The organism is Streptomyces uncialis (assembly GCF_036250755.1).
GTDB classification, from domain to species: Bacteria; Actinomycetota; Actinomycetes; order Streptomycetales; family Streptomycetaceae; genus Streptomyces; species Streptomyces uncialis.
Genome location: NZ_CP109583.1, coordinates 4,783,411 through 4,796,120 on the forward strand (window position 1 = coordinate 4,783,411; position 12,710 = coordinate 4,796,120).

Here is a 12,710-nt window from a genome sequence, read left to right on the forward strand (position 1 = left end):
AGCGCGCCTACACCGCCGGGCCGTGGCCGGCGGACCAGTGGAAGAGGGTCATCGCGACACTCGTCGCCAGGTTGTAGCTGGAGACCCGGGGGTTCATCGGCAGCGACACCAGCTGGTCGGCGCGCTCGCGCAACGGAGCGGACAGTCCGGTGCGTTCGGAGCCGAAGGCGAGGATCGCGTCGTCGGGGAGGGTGAGGCCGCGGATGTCCTCGCCCTCCGCGTCGAGGGCGTACAGCGGCCCCGGGGGAAGCTGTCCGGCGTCCTCGACGCGCTCCACCACCGTCGCGAAGTGCAGCCCGGCGCCCCCGCGTACGACCGTGGGGTGCCAGGGGTCGAGCGTCCCGGTGGTGATCACCCCGGTGATCCCGAAGCCCGCCGCGAGCCGGATCACGGCCCCGGCGTTGCCCAGGTTGCGCGGCTGGTCGAGAACGACGACGGGGCGGGTCCGCGGGACACGGGACAGCGCGGCGAGCCCCTCCGCACGGGACGGACGCGAGCCGAGCGCGGCGACAGCGGTGGGATGCAGCCGGGGCACCAGCGCGCGCAGGGTGTCGGCCGGTACCTCCACGAGCAGGGCGTCCAGCGCGGCCCGTACATCGGGCGCGAGATCGTCCGCGAGGGCGAGGACGGCGGCCCGGTCGCTGGTCAGGGCGACGGGGACCGTCGCGCCGAACCGCAGGGCGTGCTTCACCGCGTGGAACCCGTCGAGCAGCACGGCGTCCGGGGCGAGACCCCGCCACGCCCGGACGGCGCCGTCGGGGTCACGGCCGTCGCCGGGGTGGGGAAGGGTTCCGCTCGCGTTCATGCCGGTCAGCCTACGTGCGGTCCGGGACCCGACAGTCGTGCCCCGGAGACGTGCGGTCGGGGCCCGGCCGCCCCGGCCCGGCCCGCCTCAGCCCTTGGCGGCGCCGCCCACGCTCGGCTCGGCCTCCCGCGGTCCCGGAGCGTCGGCGGACGGCTCCCCGGCACGCTGCCCCGGCAGTCTCACGGCCTTGGGCACCCGGCCGGCGAACGCCTTGGTGACCCGCACCCGCGCGCGCTCCGCCCGACGGCCGACCCGCCGCAGGAACGACGTCGGCAGGAAGACGGCGTCTGCCGCGATCATCGCCAGCGAGAAGAACGGCAGCCCCAGGGTGACCGCGATGACGCTGTGCTCGACGATCATGATCGCGAGAAGGACGTTCTTGACGCGCCGGTTGAACAGCGTGAAGGGGAACGCGACCTGCACGATGACGGTGCCGTAGGTGACGATCATGATGAAGGTGCCGTACTGCGTCATCAGGTCGGACAGCGCGGGCCACGGCGAGAAGTAGTCCAGATGCAGCGGGTAGTAGACCGCCGTACCGTCCTGCCAGCGACTGCCCTGGACCTTGTACCAGCCGGCCGTGGCGTAGATCAGACACGCCTCCGCCATGATGATCAGCAGCCCGGCGTTATGGGCGATGTTGGCGACGACGTCGAGCAGCCGCCGGTTCGCGTTGCCGGAGCCGCCACGGCTGCGGTTCGCGGCCCACCACAGGGCCTGGACGACCCACAGGCTCCAGAAGACCAGCAGCCAGCCCCAGGTGCCCTTGCCGCTGAACGTGACGGCCGACAGGACGACGCCCAGGGTCCACCACAGGACGGGCCCGACCACGTCCTCCGAGACCCGCACCCCGCGCGCGTGGGCAGCGGCCCGGCGGCGTTCCCTGCGGGCGTCCAGCGACCACACCTGACCGCAGCGGGTGAGGACCAGGTACATCGCCATCAGATGGATGACGTTGTCGCCGCCGTCGCCCATGAAGACACTGCGGTTCTGGAGGGACAGCACGCCGATCATGAACAGCACGGACATGGTCCGGGTGCGCCAGCCGAGCATCAGCAGGGCGCTGGACAGCAGGGCGATCCCGTAGACGATCTCGAACCAGAGCACGCTGTCGGACCACATCAGCACCGTGAAGGCGCCGTTGTCGGCGATGAGCTGACGGGCCATGTCCCAGTTCCACGGACCGTCCGGACCGTAGAGCTCATGGCGGTGCGGCAGTTCGCGCAGCAGGAAGAACAGCCAGGTCGCGGCGAAGCCGATACGGATGATCGCGCTCTGGTAGGGGCCCAGGGCACTGCCCGTGACCCGGTCGACGCCACGCGCGAAGGTACTGGCGAATCGCCTCACCGGGACCCCGCCTCCGTCCGGCCCTCACCCGCGCGCGGGTCGCCCGCCGCGTCGAGGGGCTTGTCGTCCTCGTCCACCAGCCACCAGGGGAGCTGCCGGAACGTGGGTTTGCGGTCGGCGCTCTCACCGCTCCAGGGCGGCGGCGCCACATTGGTGGTGACGGAGCGCATCTGGACCCGCTCGATCGTCCCGTCCCGCTCGTCGGGCCGCTCCGCGCGCAGACGTTCCAGCCGCATCACGGCGATCCGGCGGACATAGCGCTCGGAGAGCGCGCCGCGCAGCCCGGTGGCGCGGTTCTCGTTGTCGTGCGAGTTGCTGAAGAAGTCCCACGCGCGGCGCAGTTCGTTCTGCTGGGTGTGGCTCGGCAGCAGATTGCCGTCGATGGCCTCCCCGTCCAGCGCGGACAGGTCGTACCACCCGGTGACGAATGTGTCCCCGCCCTTGTCCCGCAACTGGGCGCGGACCTGGACGGCGACGTTCTGCTGCAACGGGTTCGGCGCGAACAGCTTCCAGTTCTGCTCGAACTCCGGGTACACCCAGTCGTCTATGGCCTCGCTGTGCTGCTTGGTCAGCGTGTTGGACGGCGCGACATGCAGGAAGACGATCGCGAGATGGGTACCGGCGGCGACGGCGATCAACGCGAGCGCGAGGGCCGCGACGATCTGCTGCCCGAACGGCAGCCCCGCTATGCCCGCGCGGGGCGGGGCGGCGGGGGCGGCGGGCCTGCCGGGGGTGCCGGGCCCGCCGGGAGTGCCCGGTGCGGTGTGGGTGCCTGGTGCGGCGGTGGGCCAGGTGCGGTTGTCGGGGGCCGGGGTGCCCGCGGGGGGCCAGGCGGCACCCGGAGGCCAGGCGGCACCGGTGTGTGGGGTGCCACCCGGTGGAGGCCAGGCGGCACCGGGGAGCGGGGCGCCGGGGGCGTTGGCCGTGGGGCCGTCGGAGCCCGGTACGGGGCCCGGTACGGGGCCCACCAGGCCCGGGATGGGGGTGGGGACCGGGCCCAGCACCGGACCGGGGGCCTGGCTGCGGCGCTGACCGGGGACGGGGCGGGGGCGGGGAGGACCGGGGTCGGCGTCTGCGTCGGCATCGACGTCGGTGTCGGTGTCGGTGCCAGCGCCAGGGCCGGCGTCGGCATCAGGGCCGGAACCGGGGCCGGGGCCGGAGTCAGGAACCGGATCGGGGTCCGGGGTGTCCGCGCGGGCCGCGGGGGCTTCGGACGCGGCCGGGGCTTGCGCCAGGGCGTCCGCCGGGTCACCGGCGGGTGTCTTCGACACCGGGCCGGCCGATCCGTCGGCCGACCCGTCAACCGACCCGTCAACCGGCTCGCGGACCGGCTCGCGGACCGGCTCAGGGACCGACCCGTCGGCCGGGGCGTCGAGCGGGCCGGGAGGGGGCGCGGACCGGGGTTCGTGGGCCCCGTCCTCCTCACGCGCACCCCGTGCGCCCCGCGCCTCACCGTCGTACGAGTTCATACCGCCCCGCTTCCGCTTCCGGTCCGATGCCGCGCCGCCCCGCCGCTCTCGCTTCGGCACGCTACTCAGGGCCGCCCGCCCGGCACAGCGTCATGGGGTTATCCACAGGGTTGACACCCTACGGGGCGGGGTCTCACCATTGAATCCGACGAACCGAACGATCGGTCGGTACACTGATCGGGAGCGGCCCGCACCGGACCGGGGCGGGCCGGAAGCCGATCGGGGGCGGACCGAAGCCGATCGCGCCGTGGACCACGGGCGCATCGGGGCGAAGCGGGACCAAGTCAGGCCGAATCAAGATCGAGCAGAGCCGGATCAGGGCCGGATCGGGATCGAAGGGGACGGGCATGGCGACAGCAGCGGCGCGACAGGCGGCCGGTACGGCACCGGAGGGCGCCGCCGAGGCGGTGCACACAGCCGCTTTGGAGGCGGTGTTCGACGCGGCGGTGGCGGCCGACGAGCGGATCGAACCACGTGACTGGATGCCGGACGCCTATCGGGCGACGCTGGTCCGGCAGATCGCCCAGCACGCCCATTCCGAGATCATCGGTATGCAGCCCGAGGCCAACTGGATCACCCGCGCCCCCTCGCTGCGGCGCAAGGCCATCCTGATGGCCAAGGTGCAGGACGAGGCCGGGCACGGTCTGTATCTCTACGGCGCCGCGGAAACCCTCGGAGCCAGCCGGGACGACCTCCTGGACAAGCTGCACACCGGCCGCCAGAAGTACTCCTCGATCTTCAACTACCCCACCCTGACCTGGGCCGATGTCGGCGCGATCGGCTGGCTGGTGGACGGCGCCGCGATCACCAACCAGGTCCCGCTCTGCCGCTGCTCCTACGGCCCGTACGCCCGCGCGATGGTCCGCGTCTGCAAGGAGGAGTCGTTCCATCAGCGCCAGGGCTACGAGCTCCTGCTCGCCCTCAGCCGGGGCACCGACGCACAGCACGCGATGGCCCAGGACGCGATCGACCGCTGGTGGTGGCCGTCCCTGATGATGTTCGGCCCGCCGGACGGTGAGTCACCGCATTCGGCGCAGTCGACGGCGTGGAAGATCAAGCGGCATTCGAACGACGAGCTGCGACAGCGCTTCGTGGACATCTGCGTCCCCCAGGCCGAGTCCCTGGGCCTCGCCCTCCCGGACCCTGACCTGCGGTGGAACGAGGAGCGGGGGCACCACGACTTCGGCGCCATCGACTGGACGGAGTTCTGGGAGGTGCTGAAGGGGAACGGCCCCTGCAACGACGAGCGGATCTCCCGGCGCCGCCGCGCCCACGAGGAGGGCGCCTGGGTCCGGGAAGCGGCGGCCGCCCACGCGCGCAAGCACACCCCCGGCGCCGCCGCAGGCGGCCACCCGCCCGCCACGGACCCCACGCACCCCACGGACCCCACGGACCCCACGGACCCCACGACATCAGCGGAATCAGCGGACGGCACGGCACCGTCGGGCGCTCCGGCCCCGGCACCGGCCGGGAGCGGGAAGGCGACGGCATGAGCGACACGACGGACTGGCCGCTGTGGGAGGTCTTCGTACGCTCCCGGCGCGGCCTGTCGCACACCCACGCGGGAAGCCTGCACGCCCCGGACGCCGCGATGGCCCTGCGCAACGCCCGGGACCTGTACACCCGGCGCGGCGAAGGCGTCTCGCTGTGGGTCGTCCCCTCCACCGCGATCACCGCCTCGTCGCCCGACGAGAAGGACCCGTTCTTCGAACCGGCGGCCGACAAGGCGTACCGGCACCCGACGTTCTACGAGATCCCGGAAGGGGTGAAGCACCTGTGACGCGCACCGTCCCGCCCACGCCGACCGCCCTCCCCACCACGCGTCCCACCGCGCACCCCGCCGCGCTGCCCCTCGGTGACGACGCGCTCGTGCTCTCGCACCGGCTGGGCGAGTGGGCGGGCAACGCCCCGGTGCTGGAGGAGGAGGTCGCCCTGGCGAACATCGCCCTGGACCTGCTCGGCCAGGCCCGGATACTGCTGTCGATGGCCGGTGACGAGGACGAACTGGCGTACCTCCGCGAGGAACGCGCCTTCCGCAACCTCCAGTTGGTCGAGCAGCCGAACGGCGACTTCGCCCACACCATCGCCCGTCAGCTCTACTTCTCCACGTACCAGCGGCTGCTGCACGAGGCGCTGGCCGCCGGTGACACGCCCTTCGCACCGCTCGCGGCGAAGGCCGTCAAGGAAGTGGCGTACCACCAGGACCACGCCGAGCAGTGGACCCTGCGCCTCGGCGACGGCACGCGGGAGAGCCGGGCGCGGATGAGCCGGGCGACCGAGGCCCTGTGGCGGTACACCGGTGAGATGTTCCAGCCGCTCGACGGCCTCGACCTGGACTGGGCCGGGATACGGGACGCGTGGACGCGTTCCGTGAGCGGCGTCCTGGAGGCGGCCACCCTCGCCCTGCCCGAGGGCCCGCAGTCCGGTGCGTGGCGCGCGGGCGCGGGCCGGGACGGTCTGCACACCGAGTCGTTCGGCCGGATGCTCGCCGAGATGCAGCATCTGCACCGCAGCCACCCGGGGGCGTCATGGTGACCACCCACAGCGTCCCCGGGGCGGCAAGCCCCGCCGCGACGGACGACCGCGGCCAGGAGCCCGGCACGGACACCGCCCTCGAAGCGCGGCTGCGGCGGCTCGCCGGATCGGTGCTCGACCCCGAACTGCCGGTGATCACCCTCGCGGAGCTCGGCGTGCTGCGCGCGGTGCGGCTGCGCGGCCCCGGCCGGGTGGAGGTCGACCTCACCCCCACGTACACCGGCTGCCCGGCCGTCGAGGCCATGTCCCTGGACATCGAGCGCGTGCTGCACGCGCACGGCATACCCGATGTGACGGTCCGTTCGGTGCTCGCCCCCGCCTGGACCACCGACGACATCACCGACGAAGGCCGCCGCAAGCTCCGCGAGTTCGGCATCGCCCCGCCCCGCACCCAGCGCCCCACGAGCCCGGTCGAGATCCGGCTCGGGCCGACCCGGGCGGCGGACCCGTCCGCCGCGGCCCCCGCCCCGGCCGCCCTGGAGCCGGTGACCTGCCCGGTCTGCGGATCGGCCGACACCGAACTGCTCAGCAGATTCTCCTCGACGGCGTGCAAGGCCCTGCGCCGCTGTCTTGCCTGCCGGGAGCCCTTCGACCACTTCAAGGAGCTGTGATGGCCCGCTTCCACGCGCTCCGGGTGGCCGCGGTCGACCGGCTCACCGACGACTCCGTCGCCCTCACCTTCGACGTACCGCCGGAGCTGCGCGCCTCCTACCGGCACGCGCCCGGCCAGCATCTGGCCCTGCGCCGCGTCCTGGACGGCACGGAGGTGCGCCGCACGTACTCCATCTGCTCACCCGCGCCGGGTCCCGAGGGGCCCCGGACACTGCGCGTGGGGGTGCGGCTGGTCGACGGCGGCGCCTTCTCGACCTACGCGCTGAAGGACCTCACCGTCGGCGACGAGGTCGATGTGATGCTCCCGGCCGGCCGGTTCACCCTCGACCCCGCGCCCGGACGGTACGCGGCGGTGGTCGGCGGCAGCGGGATCACCCCCGTCCTGTCGATAGCGGGGACCCTGCTGGAGCGCGAGCCCGAGGCCCGGTTCTGTCTGCTGCGCGGTGACCGGACGACGGCGTCGACCATGTTCCTGGAGGAGGTGGCCGACCTCAAGGACCGCTTCCCCGACCGCTTCCAGCTGGTGACGGCGCTGTCCCGCGAGGAGCAGCAGGCGGGCCTCGCCTCCGGTCGGCTGGACCGTGAGCGGCTGACGGCCCTGCTCCCGGCACTGCTTCCGGTGGAGCGGGTGGCGGGCTGGTTCCTGTGCGGGCCGCTGGGGCTGGTGGAGGGCGCCGAGCGGGCGCTGCTCGGCCTCGGGGTGTCGCGGTCCCGTATCCACGAGGAGATCTTCCATGTGGACGCCGCGCCCGCCCCGGCGGACCGCGTGCCCGCTCCCGCGCACAGCTCGGTCACGGCGCGGCTCGACGGACGCGCGGGGACCTGGGCGGTCCAGGACGGCGAGACGCTGCTCGAAGCGGTGCTGCGCAACCGGCCGGACGCCCCGTACGCGTGCAAGGGCGGCGTATGCGGTACGTGCCGGGCGTTCCTGGTCTCCGGTGAGGTACGGATGGACCGCAACTTCGCGCTGGAGCCGGAGGAGACCGGCGCGGGATTCGTCCTGGCGTGCCAGTCCCGTCCGGTGACGGAGGAAGTGGAGCTGGACTTCGACCGCTGACCGTCCGCCGCGGCCCGGGTACGCCCGGGCCGACGCGGGCTCCGTCCCGTCGGCCCGAGGTGCGTCCCGGTACGCGAGGTCCCGTCCAGGCGACGCGAGGTCCGTCCCCGTAGGCCCGGGCGGGGTGCGCCCGGCCGAGCGGGAGGGGGTCAGGTCAGACGACGAAGCCCGGGTTTCCCTTGGGGTCGGTCACGGGACGGCCCTCGGCCTGCCACGCCTCCATGCCCCCGGCGACGTTCGCCGCGTCGATACCCTGCTGCGCGAGGTACATCGTCACCTGGGCGGAGCGCCCGCCCGAGCGGCAGATGACATGGACGCGGCCGTCCTGCGGAGCGGCCTCGGTCAGCTCCCCGTAGCGGGCGACGAACTCGCTCATCGGGATGTGCAGGGCGCCTGCCGCGTGGCCCGCCTCCCATTCGTCGTCCTCGCGGACATCGAGCAGGAAGTCACCGTCCGAGAGGTCGGAGACGCCGACCGTGGGCACACCAGATCCGAGATGCATGCCCCCGACGCTACCCGACCTACCCGACCGGGTCCGCCTCGCCGTCCGGGCGCGGGGAGCCACCGGCCGCGGGTCCCGGAGCGGACGGGCCGGGCTCCGGCTGCTTGGGGGTGGGCAGATCGGCCGGGTCCGTGGCCGGGAAGGGGAACGTCGACGGGGCGGGGGCCTCGGGCGCGCGCGCCCCGAGCTGCCTCACGAGCCCGTCCAGCTCGCTCTCGCGTTCACCGACCTGGGTCAGCAGCTGCTCGGCGATCTCGTCCAGCAGGTGGTCCGGGTCCTCGGGCGCCATCCGCAGCATCGCGCCGATCGCGCTCTCCTCCAGCTCCCGCGCCACGACGGTCAGCAGCTCCTTGCGCTGCGACAGCCACTCCAGCCGGGCATACAGCTCCTCGCTGCGGCTGGGCCGCCACTCGGCCGGTACGGGGCCCGCGGCCCACTCCTCGGCGAGCTCCCGCAGCAGGGCCTCGTCGCCCCGGGCGTACGCGGCGTTCACCTGGGTGATGAACTCGTCACGGCGTTCGCGTTCCGCTTCGTCCTGCGCGAGGTCGGGGTGCGCCTTGCGGGCCAGCTCCCGGTACAGCTTGCGGGCCTCCTCGCTGGGCCGGACCCGCTCGGGCGGCCGCACCGGCTGGTCGGTGAGCATCGCGGCGGCCTCGGGGGACAGCCCGTCCGAACTCAGCCAGCCGTGGAACAACTCCTCGACGGCGGGCATCGGCATGACCCGCGCCCACGCCTCGGCCGCGGCACGCTTGTCCTCGGGGTCGCCGCTGAGCTTCGCCCGCGCGTCCGCGATCTGCGCGTCCAGCTCGTCGAGACGGGTGTACATCGGGCCCAGCTTCTGGTGGTGCAGCCGGGAGAAGTTGTCGACCTCGATACGGAACGTCTCGACGGCGATCTCGTACTCGATCAATGCCTGCTCGGCGACGCGGACGGCTCGTTCCAGCCGTTCCTCGGGGCGCGCGGCGGTGGTCTCCGTGCCGGGCTCCCGCGCGGCCGCTTCGGTGGGCTGCGCGGTCCTCCCGGACTCGGCGGCTTCGGCGGACTCAGATTCGGGACTCGTCACCCGTCCAGCGTAGGGCCTGCGGCCGCCCGTAGGTTCCTGTACTGGGCGTACTTGTCCCCGTGCGGGTCGCCTTCGCTTGCGCTTGTGAGGTCCGTCCGGGTGGGCGCACTTCGTTCCGGTGCCGTCGCTCGGTGGGTGCGCAGTTCCCCGCGCCCCTGGATGCTGCCCCGATCCGTTGTCCGTCGGGTGCGGGTCGCCCTCGTCTTTGCGCAGTTCCCCGCGCCCCTGAGGTTCCCCACCTGGACGTACCTGTTCCCGTGCGGGTCGGACGGGGGTGCGCAGTTCCCCGCGCCCCTGGATGCTGCCCCGATCCGTTGTCCGTCGGGTGCGGGTCGCCCTCGTCTTTGCGCAGTTCCCCGCGCCCCTGAAGGGGCGCCCCTTGCTGTTGTCCGTTGTCTGCGGACCCCCCCTCCTCGCGCAGTCGCCCGGCTACGGGAGGGGGTGGGCGGGAATCTCTGCTCGCAGACTCCGATGCTCTTCAGTCGGGTCACCGGACGACTTACCGAGCGTGTCGGATCGAGGACGGAGAATCCCGACCGGCACCGACCCGAAGTACCGGCCGGACGCGCCCCAAAGGGGCGCGGGGAACTGCGCGAAACCACCGAGCGACGGCACAGGAACGAAATGCGTCCACCCGGACAGACCTAGGAGGCGCAAGCGAAGGCGACCCGCGGGGAACTGCGCACCCCACGAGCGACGGCACAGGAACGAAGTACGCCACGCCGGACAGACCTCAGAAGCGAAGGCGACCCGCACGGGGAACCCCGGGGGCGAGGGGGACGAAGGACCCCCTAGACCCCCAGCTCCGCGGCCACGCGGCCACCCCGCACCGCCGCCAGCAACGCCGCGTGATCCGCCTCCGTACGGTCCGCGTACGCCACCGCGAACGCCGCCACCCCCGCGTCGAACTCGTCGTTCTTGCCGCAGTAGCCCGCGAGCACCCGCGGGTCCGCGCTGTGCGCGTGGGCGCGAGCCAGCAGCGCCCCGGTCATCCGCCCGTAGTCGTCGAGCTGGTCGGCGGCGAGGGCGGCCGGATCGACACTGCCCTTGCGGTTGCGGAACTGGCGCACCTGGAACGGACGGCCCTCGACCGTCGTCCAGCCGAGAAGCATGTCGCTGACGACCTGCATCCGCTTCTGCCCCCGGACGACCCGCCGCCCCTCGTGATCCGGCTCGGGCGCCGTGAACCCGGCCGTCGCCAGATGGGGCACGAGCACGGAGGGACGGGCCTCCTTGACCTGGAGTATCAGCGGCTCGCCCCGGTGGTCGAGCAGCAGCACGACATACGAGCGGGTGCCGACACTGCCGGTGCCGACGACCCGGAACGCCACGTCCTGGACGGTGTACCGGGCGAGCAGCGGCACCCGGTCGTCCGCGACGGTGTCCACGTACTCCGCGAGGGACGACGCCACCGACAGCGCCTCCTCGTCGGAGATCCGGCTCAGCACGGGCGGCGCGGCCAGAAAGCGCCGGCCACCGCCTTCGACGGGCTCCGTCGACCTCTCGGCGAACCGGCCACTGGTGTTGTTCCGGGCCTTCTCGCCGACCTTGCGCAAGGTGCCGGCCAGATCCTGGGCGTCCGCGTGGGAGACGAGCTCCTCGTCCGCGATGGCGTTCCACGCGTCCAGCGCGGGAAGCTTCGCCAGCAGCCGCATCGTGCGCCGGTACGCGCCGACCGCGTCGAAGGCGGCCCGCTCGCATATCCCGTCGCCCGCGCCCGTCTCCCGTCCGGCGAGGACGAGCGAGGTCGCGAGCCGCTTGACGTCCCACTCCCAGGGGCCGTGCACGGTCTCGTCGAAGTCGTTGAGGTCCATCACGAGCTCGCCGCGGGCGTCCCCGTACAGGCCGAAGTTCGCCGCGTGGGCGTCGCCGCAGAGCTGTGCGCCGACGCCGGTGACCGGGGTGCGCGCGAGGTCGTACGCCATGAGCCCGGCCGAGCCGCGCAGGAAGGCGAACGGGCTCGCGGCCATCCGGCCGACCCGTATCGGGGTCAGCTCCGGCAGCCGGCCCTGGTTGGACTCCACCACGGCCGTGACCGCGTCGGGACGCCCGGCGTCCGGCTCGAACCGGGCGTGCGCGCCGCGGGGGACCCGCTCCCGCAACGCCTTGCCCGCGTCCTTCGCGGACTCACCCGGCACCGGGGAGCCGTTGGCGAACCCCCGCACCCGCGAGAGCCGCACGGAACGGGCCGCACCCAGCGCCACCGCTTCGCCGTCCTCCTCGCCACCGCCGCCGGAACCGGCGTACACCGCCGCACCCCCGGTCGGATCCGCTTCCGGCTCCGCACCCACCAGATCCTTGGCCATCACGACCGCCCCCTCCCTCGTACGGCACCCGCCCGCCGCCGGCCCGCATCGGATCGCACTGATGAGCGATGAACACCGATCGGCCAGAACCGTACCCCCACAACCGGAGTCCGCGTCAGCCCTGTGGACAACCGCGCCCGCCCGGCCCACCGGACCGTCCGACCCGCCCCCACCTGTGGAAAACCCGGCCACCCGTCCGAGTGAGACCCCGACGCACCCCCGACGCGGCCATCCCGCCGAGCCCGCCCCCACACCCCGATCCGGCCGAACCCGCACCCCACGACCCGTACCCCGCACCCCACAGACCCGCTGCCCCGTCGACCCGCTGGCCCACCGCCCCGTCGACCCAGCAGCCCGTCTCGGCGGCCAACCCTCTGCGACTAACCCCCGGTGGCCGGACCCGCGCCCCGCGGACCGCCCGTCGCCCTGGGCGCGATCTGCTCCCGGCACGCCTGCGCCTTCTCCGGCAGATAGGTCTCGGCCCACAGCCCCAGCGCGGCAAGCGCGGGCTTCAGCGCGGCGCCCGTCTCCGTCAGCCGGTACGCGACCCGCAGCGGGGGGCCCTCGACGACCTCGCGCAGGACAAGCCCCTCGGCGGACAACTCGCTGAGACGGTCCGACAGCATGCGCTCGCTGATCCCGGGGATCGCCCTGCGCAGATCGGAGAAGTGCACGGGCCCGTCGAGCAGGACGGCGATGATCAGGCCGGTCCAGCGCTTGCCGAGCAGGCCGAACACCCGGGTCATCCCGGCGTCCACCGTCGCGCACGGACCGGCACCGTGCGCGTCCGCGGGACCCGGCCCGTGACCTGGCCCGGGACGGGCCTCCGTACCGCCGCGACCCGCCGCACCCCGAACCGCCGCAGCGGTCGGCTCCATCGCGTCCGTCGCGTTCGCGTTGCTCTCCGGGGCCGCCATGCCCACCAGCGTACTGCCCCTCCGAGGCGGGCTGAGAAAAAGTAAGTAGCTGTGCTACTAATAGCTACGAACGGAAAGGACGGCACGTCCGTCCCCC

11 protein-coding genes and 1 pseudogene are annotated in these 12,710 nt (G+C 73.3%); 5 read left to right on the top strand and 7 right to left on the bottom strand.

The features are described 5' to 3' along the window. Positions 1 to 7: 7 nt before the first annotated feature. From OG711_RS19860 to OG711_RS19870, 3 genes are all read right to left on the bottom strand, one after another. A complete protein-coding gene (locus tag OG711_RS19860) occupies positions 8 to 805 on the bottom strand; it encodes a TrmH family RNA methyltransferase (protein WP_329559949.1) in 798 nt (265 codons plus the stop codon). Between the two features lie 87 nt (positions 806 to 892). Then, the gene (locus OG711_RS19865) at positions 893 to 2,152 is read right to left on the bottom strand and encodes an HTTM domain-containing protein (RefSeq protein WP_329559950.1); all 1,260 of its coding nucleotides are present in this window, start codon (positions 2,150 to 2,152) and stop codon (positions 893 to 895) included. Then, positions 2,149 to 3,423, bottom strand: a complete 1,275-nt coding sequence (locus OG711_RS19870; RefSeq protein ID WP_329559951.1) for a DUF5819 family protein — start codon at positions 3,421 to 3,423, stop codon at positions 2,149 to 2,151. The genes OG711_RS19865 and OG711_RS19870 overlap by 4 nt, the downstream gene beginning before the upstream one ends. A gap of 545 nt (positions 3,424 to 3,968) precedes the next feature. Here OG711_RS19870 and paaA point away from each other — a divergent pair. The 5 genes from paaA to OG711_RS19895 are packed head-to-tail and all read left to right on the top strand — an operon-like array spanning position 3,969 to position 7,825. Continuing rightward, positions 3,969 to 5,114 (top strand): 1,2-phenylacetyl-CoA epoxidase subunit PaaA, encoded by a 1,146-nt coding sequence (gene paaA, locus OG711_RS19875; protein ID WP_329559952.1) that lies wholly within the window; start codon positions 3,969 to 3,971, stop codon positions 5,112 to 5,114. Beyond that, a complete protein-coding gene (gene paaB, locus OG711_RS19880) occupies positions 5,111 to 5,401 on the top strand; it encodes a 1,2-phenylacetyl-CoA epoxidase subunit PaaB (RefSeq protein WP_073782727.1) in 291 nt (96 codons plus the stop codon). Before paaA ends, paaB begins: the two co-directional genes overlap by 4 nt. After that, the gene (gene paaC / locus OG711_RS19885) at positions 5,398 to 6,156 is read left to right on the top strand and encodes a 1,2-phenylacetyl-CoA epoxidase subunit PaaC (protein WP_073782725.1); all 759 of its coding nucleotides are present in this window, start codon (positions 5,398 to 5,400) and stop codon (positions 6,154 to 6,156) included. Before paaB ends, paaC begins: the two co-directional genes overlap by 4 nt. Further along, positions 6,150 to 6,767, top strand: coding sequence for a 1,2-phenylacetyl-CoA epoxidase subunit PaaD (paaD, locus tag OG711_RS19890; protein WP_329559953.1), 618 nt, complete (start codon positions 6,150 to 6,152; stop codon positions 6,765 to 6,767). Before paaC ends, paaD begins: the two co-directional genes overlap by 7 nt. After that, positions 6,767 to 7,825 (top strand): 2Fe-2S iron-sulfur cluster-binding protein, encoded by a 1,059-nt coding sequence (locus OG711_RS19895; protein ID WP_073782722.1) that lies wholly within the window; start codon positions 6,767 to 6,769, stop codon positions 7,823 to 7,825. Before paaD ends, OG711_RS19895 begins: the two co-directional genes overlap by 1 nt. 154 nt (positions 7,826 to 7,979) lie before the next feature. On the opposite strand, the gene OG711_RS19900 is transcribed toward OG711_RS19895, so the two are convergent. The 4 genes and pseudogenes from OG711_RS19900 to OG711_RS19915 all read right to left on the bottom strand — a co-directional run bounded on the left by OG711_RS19900 (position 7,980) and on the right by OG711_RS19915 (position 12,442). Next, the gene (locus OG711_RS19900; protein ID WP_073782720.1) at positions 7,980 to 8,309 is read right to left on the bottom strand and encodes a rhodanese-like domain-containing protein; all 330 of its coding nucleotides are present in this window, start codon (positions 8,307 to 8,309) and stop codon (positions 7,980 to 7,982) included. Between the two features lie 211 nt (positions 8,310 to 8,520). Further along, positions 8,521 to 9,390, bottom strand: a pseudogene (locus OG711_RS19905) (J domain-containing protein); the annotation flags it as partial. 791 nt (positions 9,391 to 10,181) lie between these two features. Further along, the gene (locus tag OG711_RS19910) at positions 10,182 to 11,696 is read right to left on the bottom strand and encodes a DUF2252 domain-containing protein (protein ID WP_329559955.1); all 1,515 of its coding nucleotides are present in this window, start codon (positions 11,694 to 11,696) and stop codon (positions 10,182 to 10,184) included. A gap of 380 nt (positions 11,697 to 12,076) precedes the next feature. Beyond that, the gene (locus OG711_RS19915) at positions 12,077 to 12,442 is read right to left on the bottom strand and encodes a winged helix-turn-helix transcriptional regulator (protein WP_329563925.1); all 366 of its coding nucleotides are present in this window, start codon (positions 12,440 to 12,442) and stop codon (positions 12,077 to 12,079) included. Between the last annotated feature and the right edge of the window lie 268 nt (positions 12,443 to 12,710).

Excerpts from the sequence above, each read along its gene's own strand:
- OG711_RS19860 (WP_329559949.1), bottom strand. The coding sequence starts at position 805 with ATGAACGCGAGCGGAACCCTTCCCCACCCCGGCGACGGCCGTGACCCC.
- paaA (WP_329559952.1), top strand. The coding sequence starts at position 3,969 with ATGGCGACAGCAGCGGCGCGACAGGCGGCCGGTACGGCACCGGAGGGC.
- paaB (WP_073782727.1), top strand. The coding sequence starts at position 5,111 with ATGAGCGACACGACGGACTGGCCGCTGTGGGAGGTCTTCGTACGCTCC.
- paaD (WP_329559953.1), top strand. The coding sequence starts at position 6,150 with ATGGTGACCACCCACAGCGTCCCCGGGGCGGCAAGCCCCGCCGCGACG.
- OG711_RS19895 (WP_073782722.1), top strand. The coding sequence starts at position 6,767 with ATGGCCCGCTTCCACGCGCTCCGGGTGGCCGCGGTCGACCGGCTCACC.
- OG711_RS19910 (WP_329559955.1), bottom strand. The coding sequence starts at position 11,696 with ATGGCCAAGGATCTGGTGGGTGCGGAGCCGGAAGCGGATCCGACCGGG.
- OG711_RS19915 (WP_329563925.1), bottom strand. The coding sequence starts at position 12,442 with ATGACCCGGGTGTTCGGCCTGCTCGGCAAGCGCTGGACCGGCCTGATC.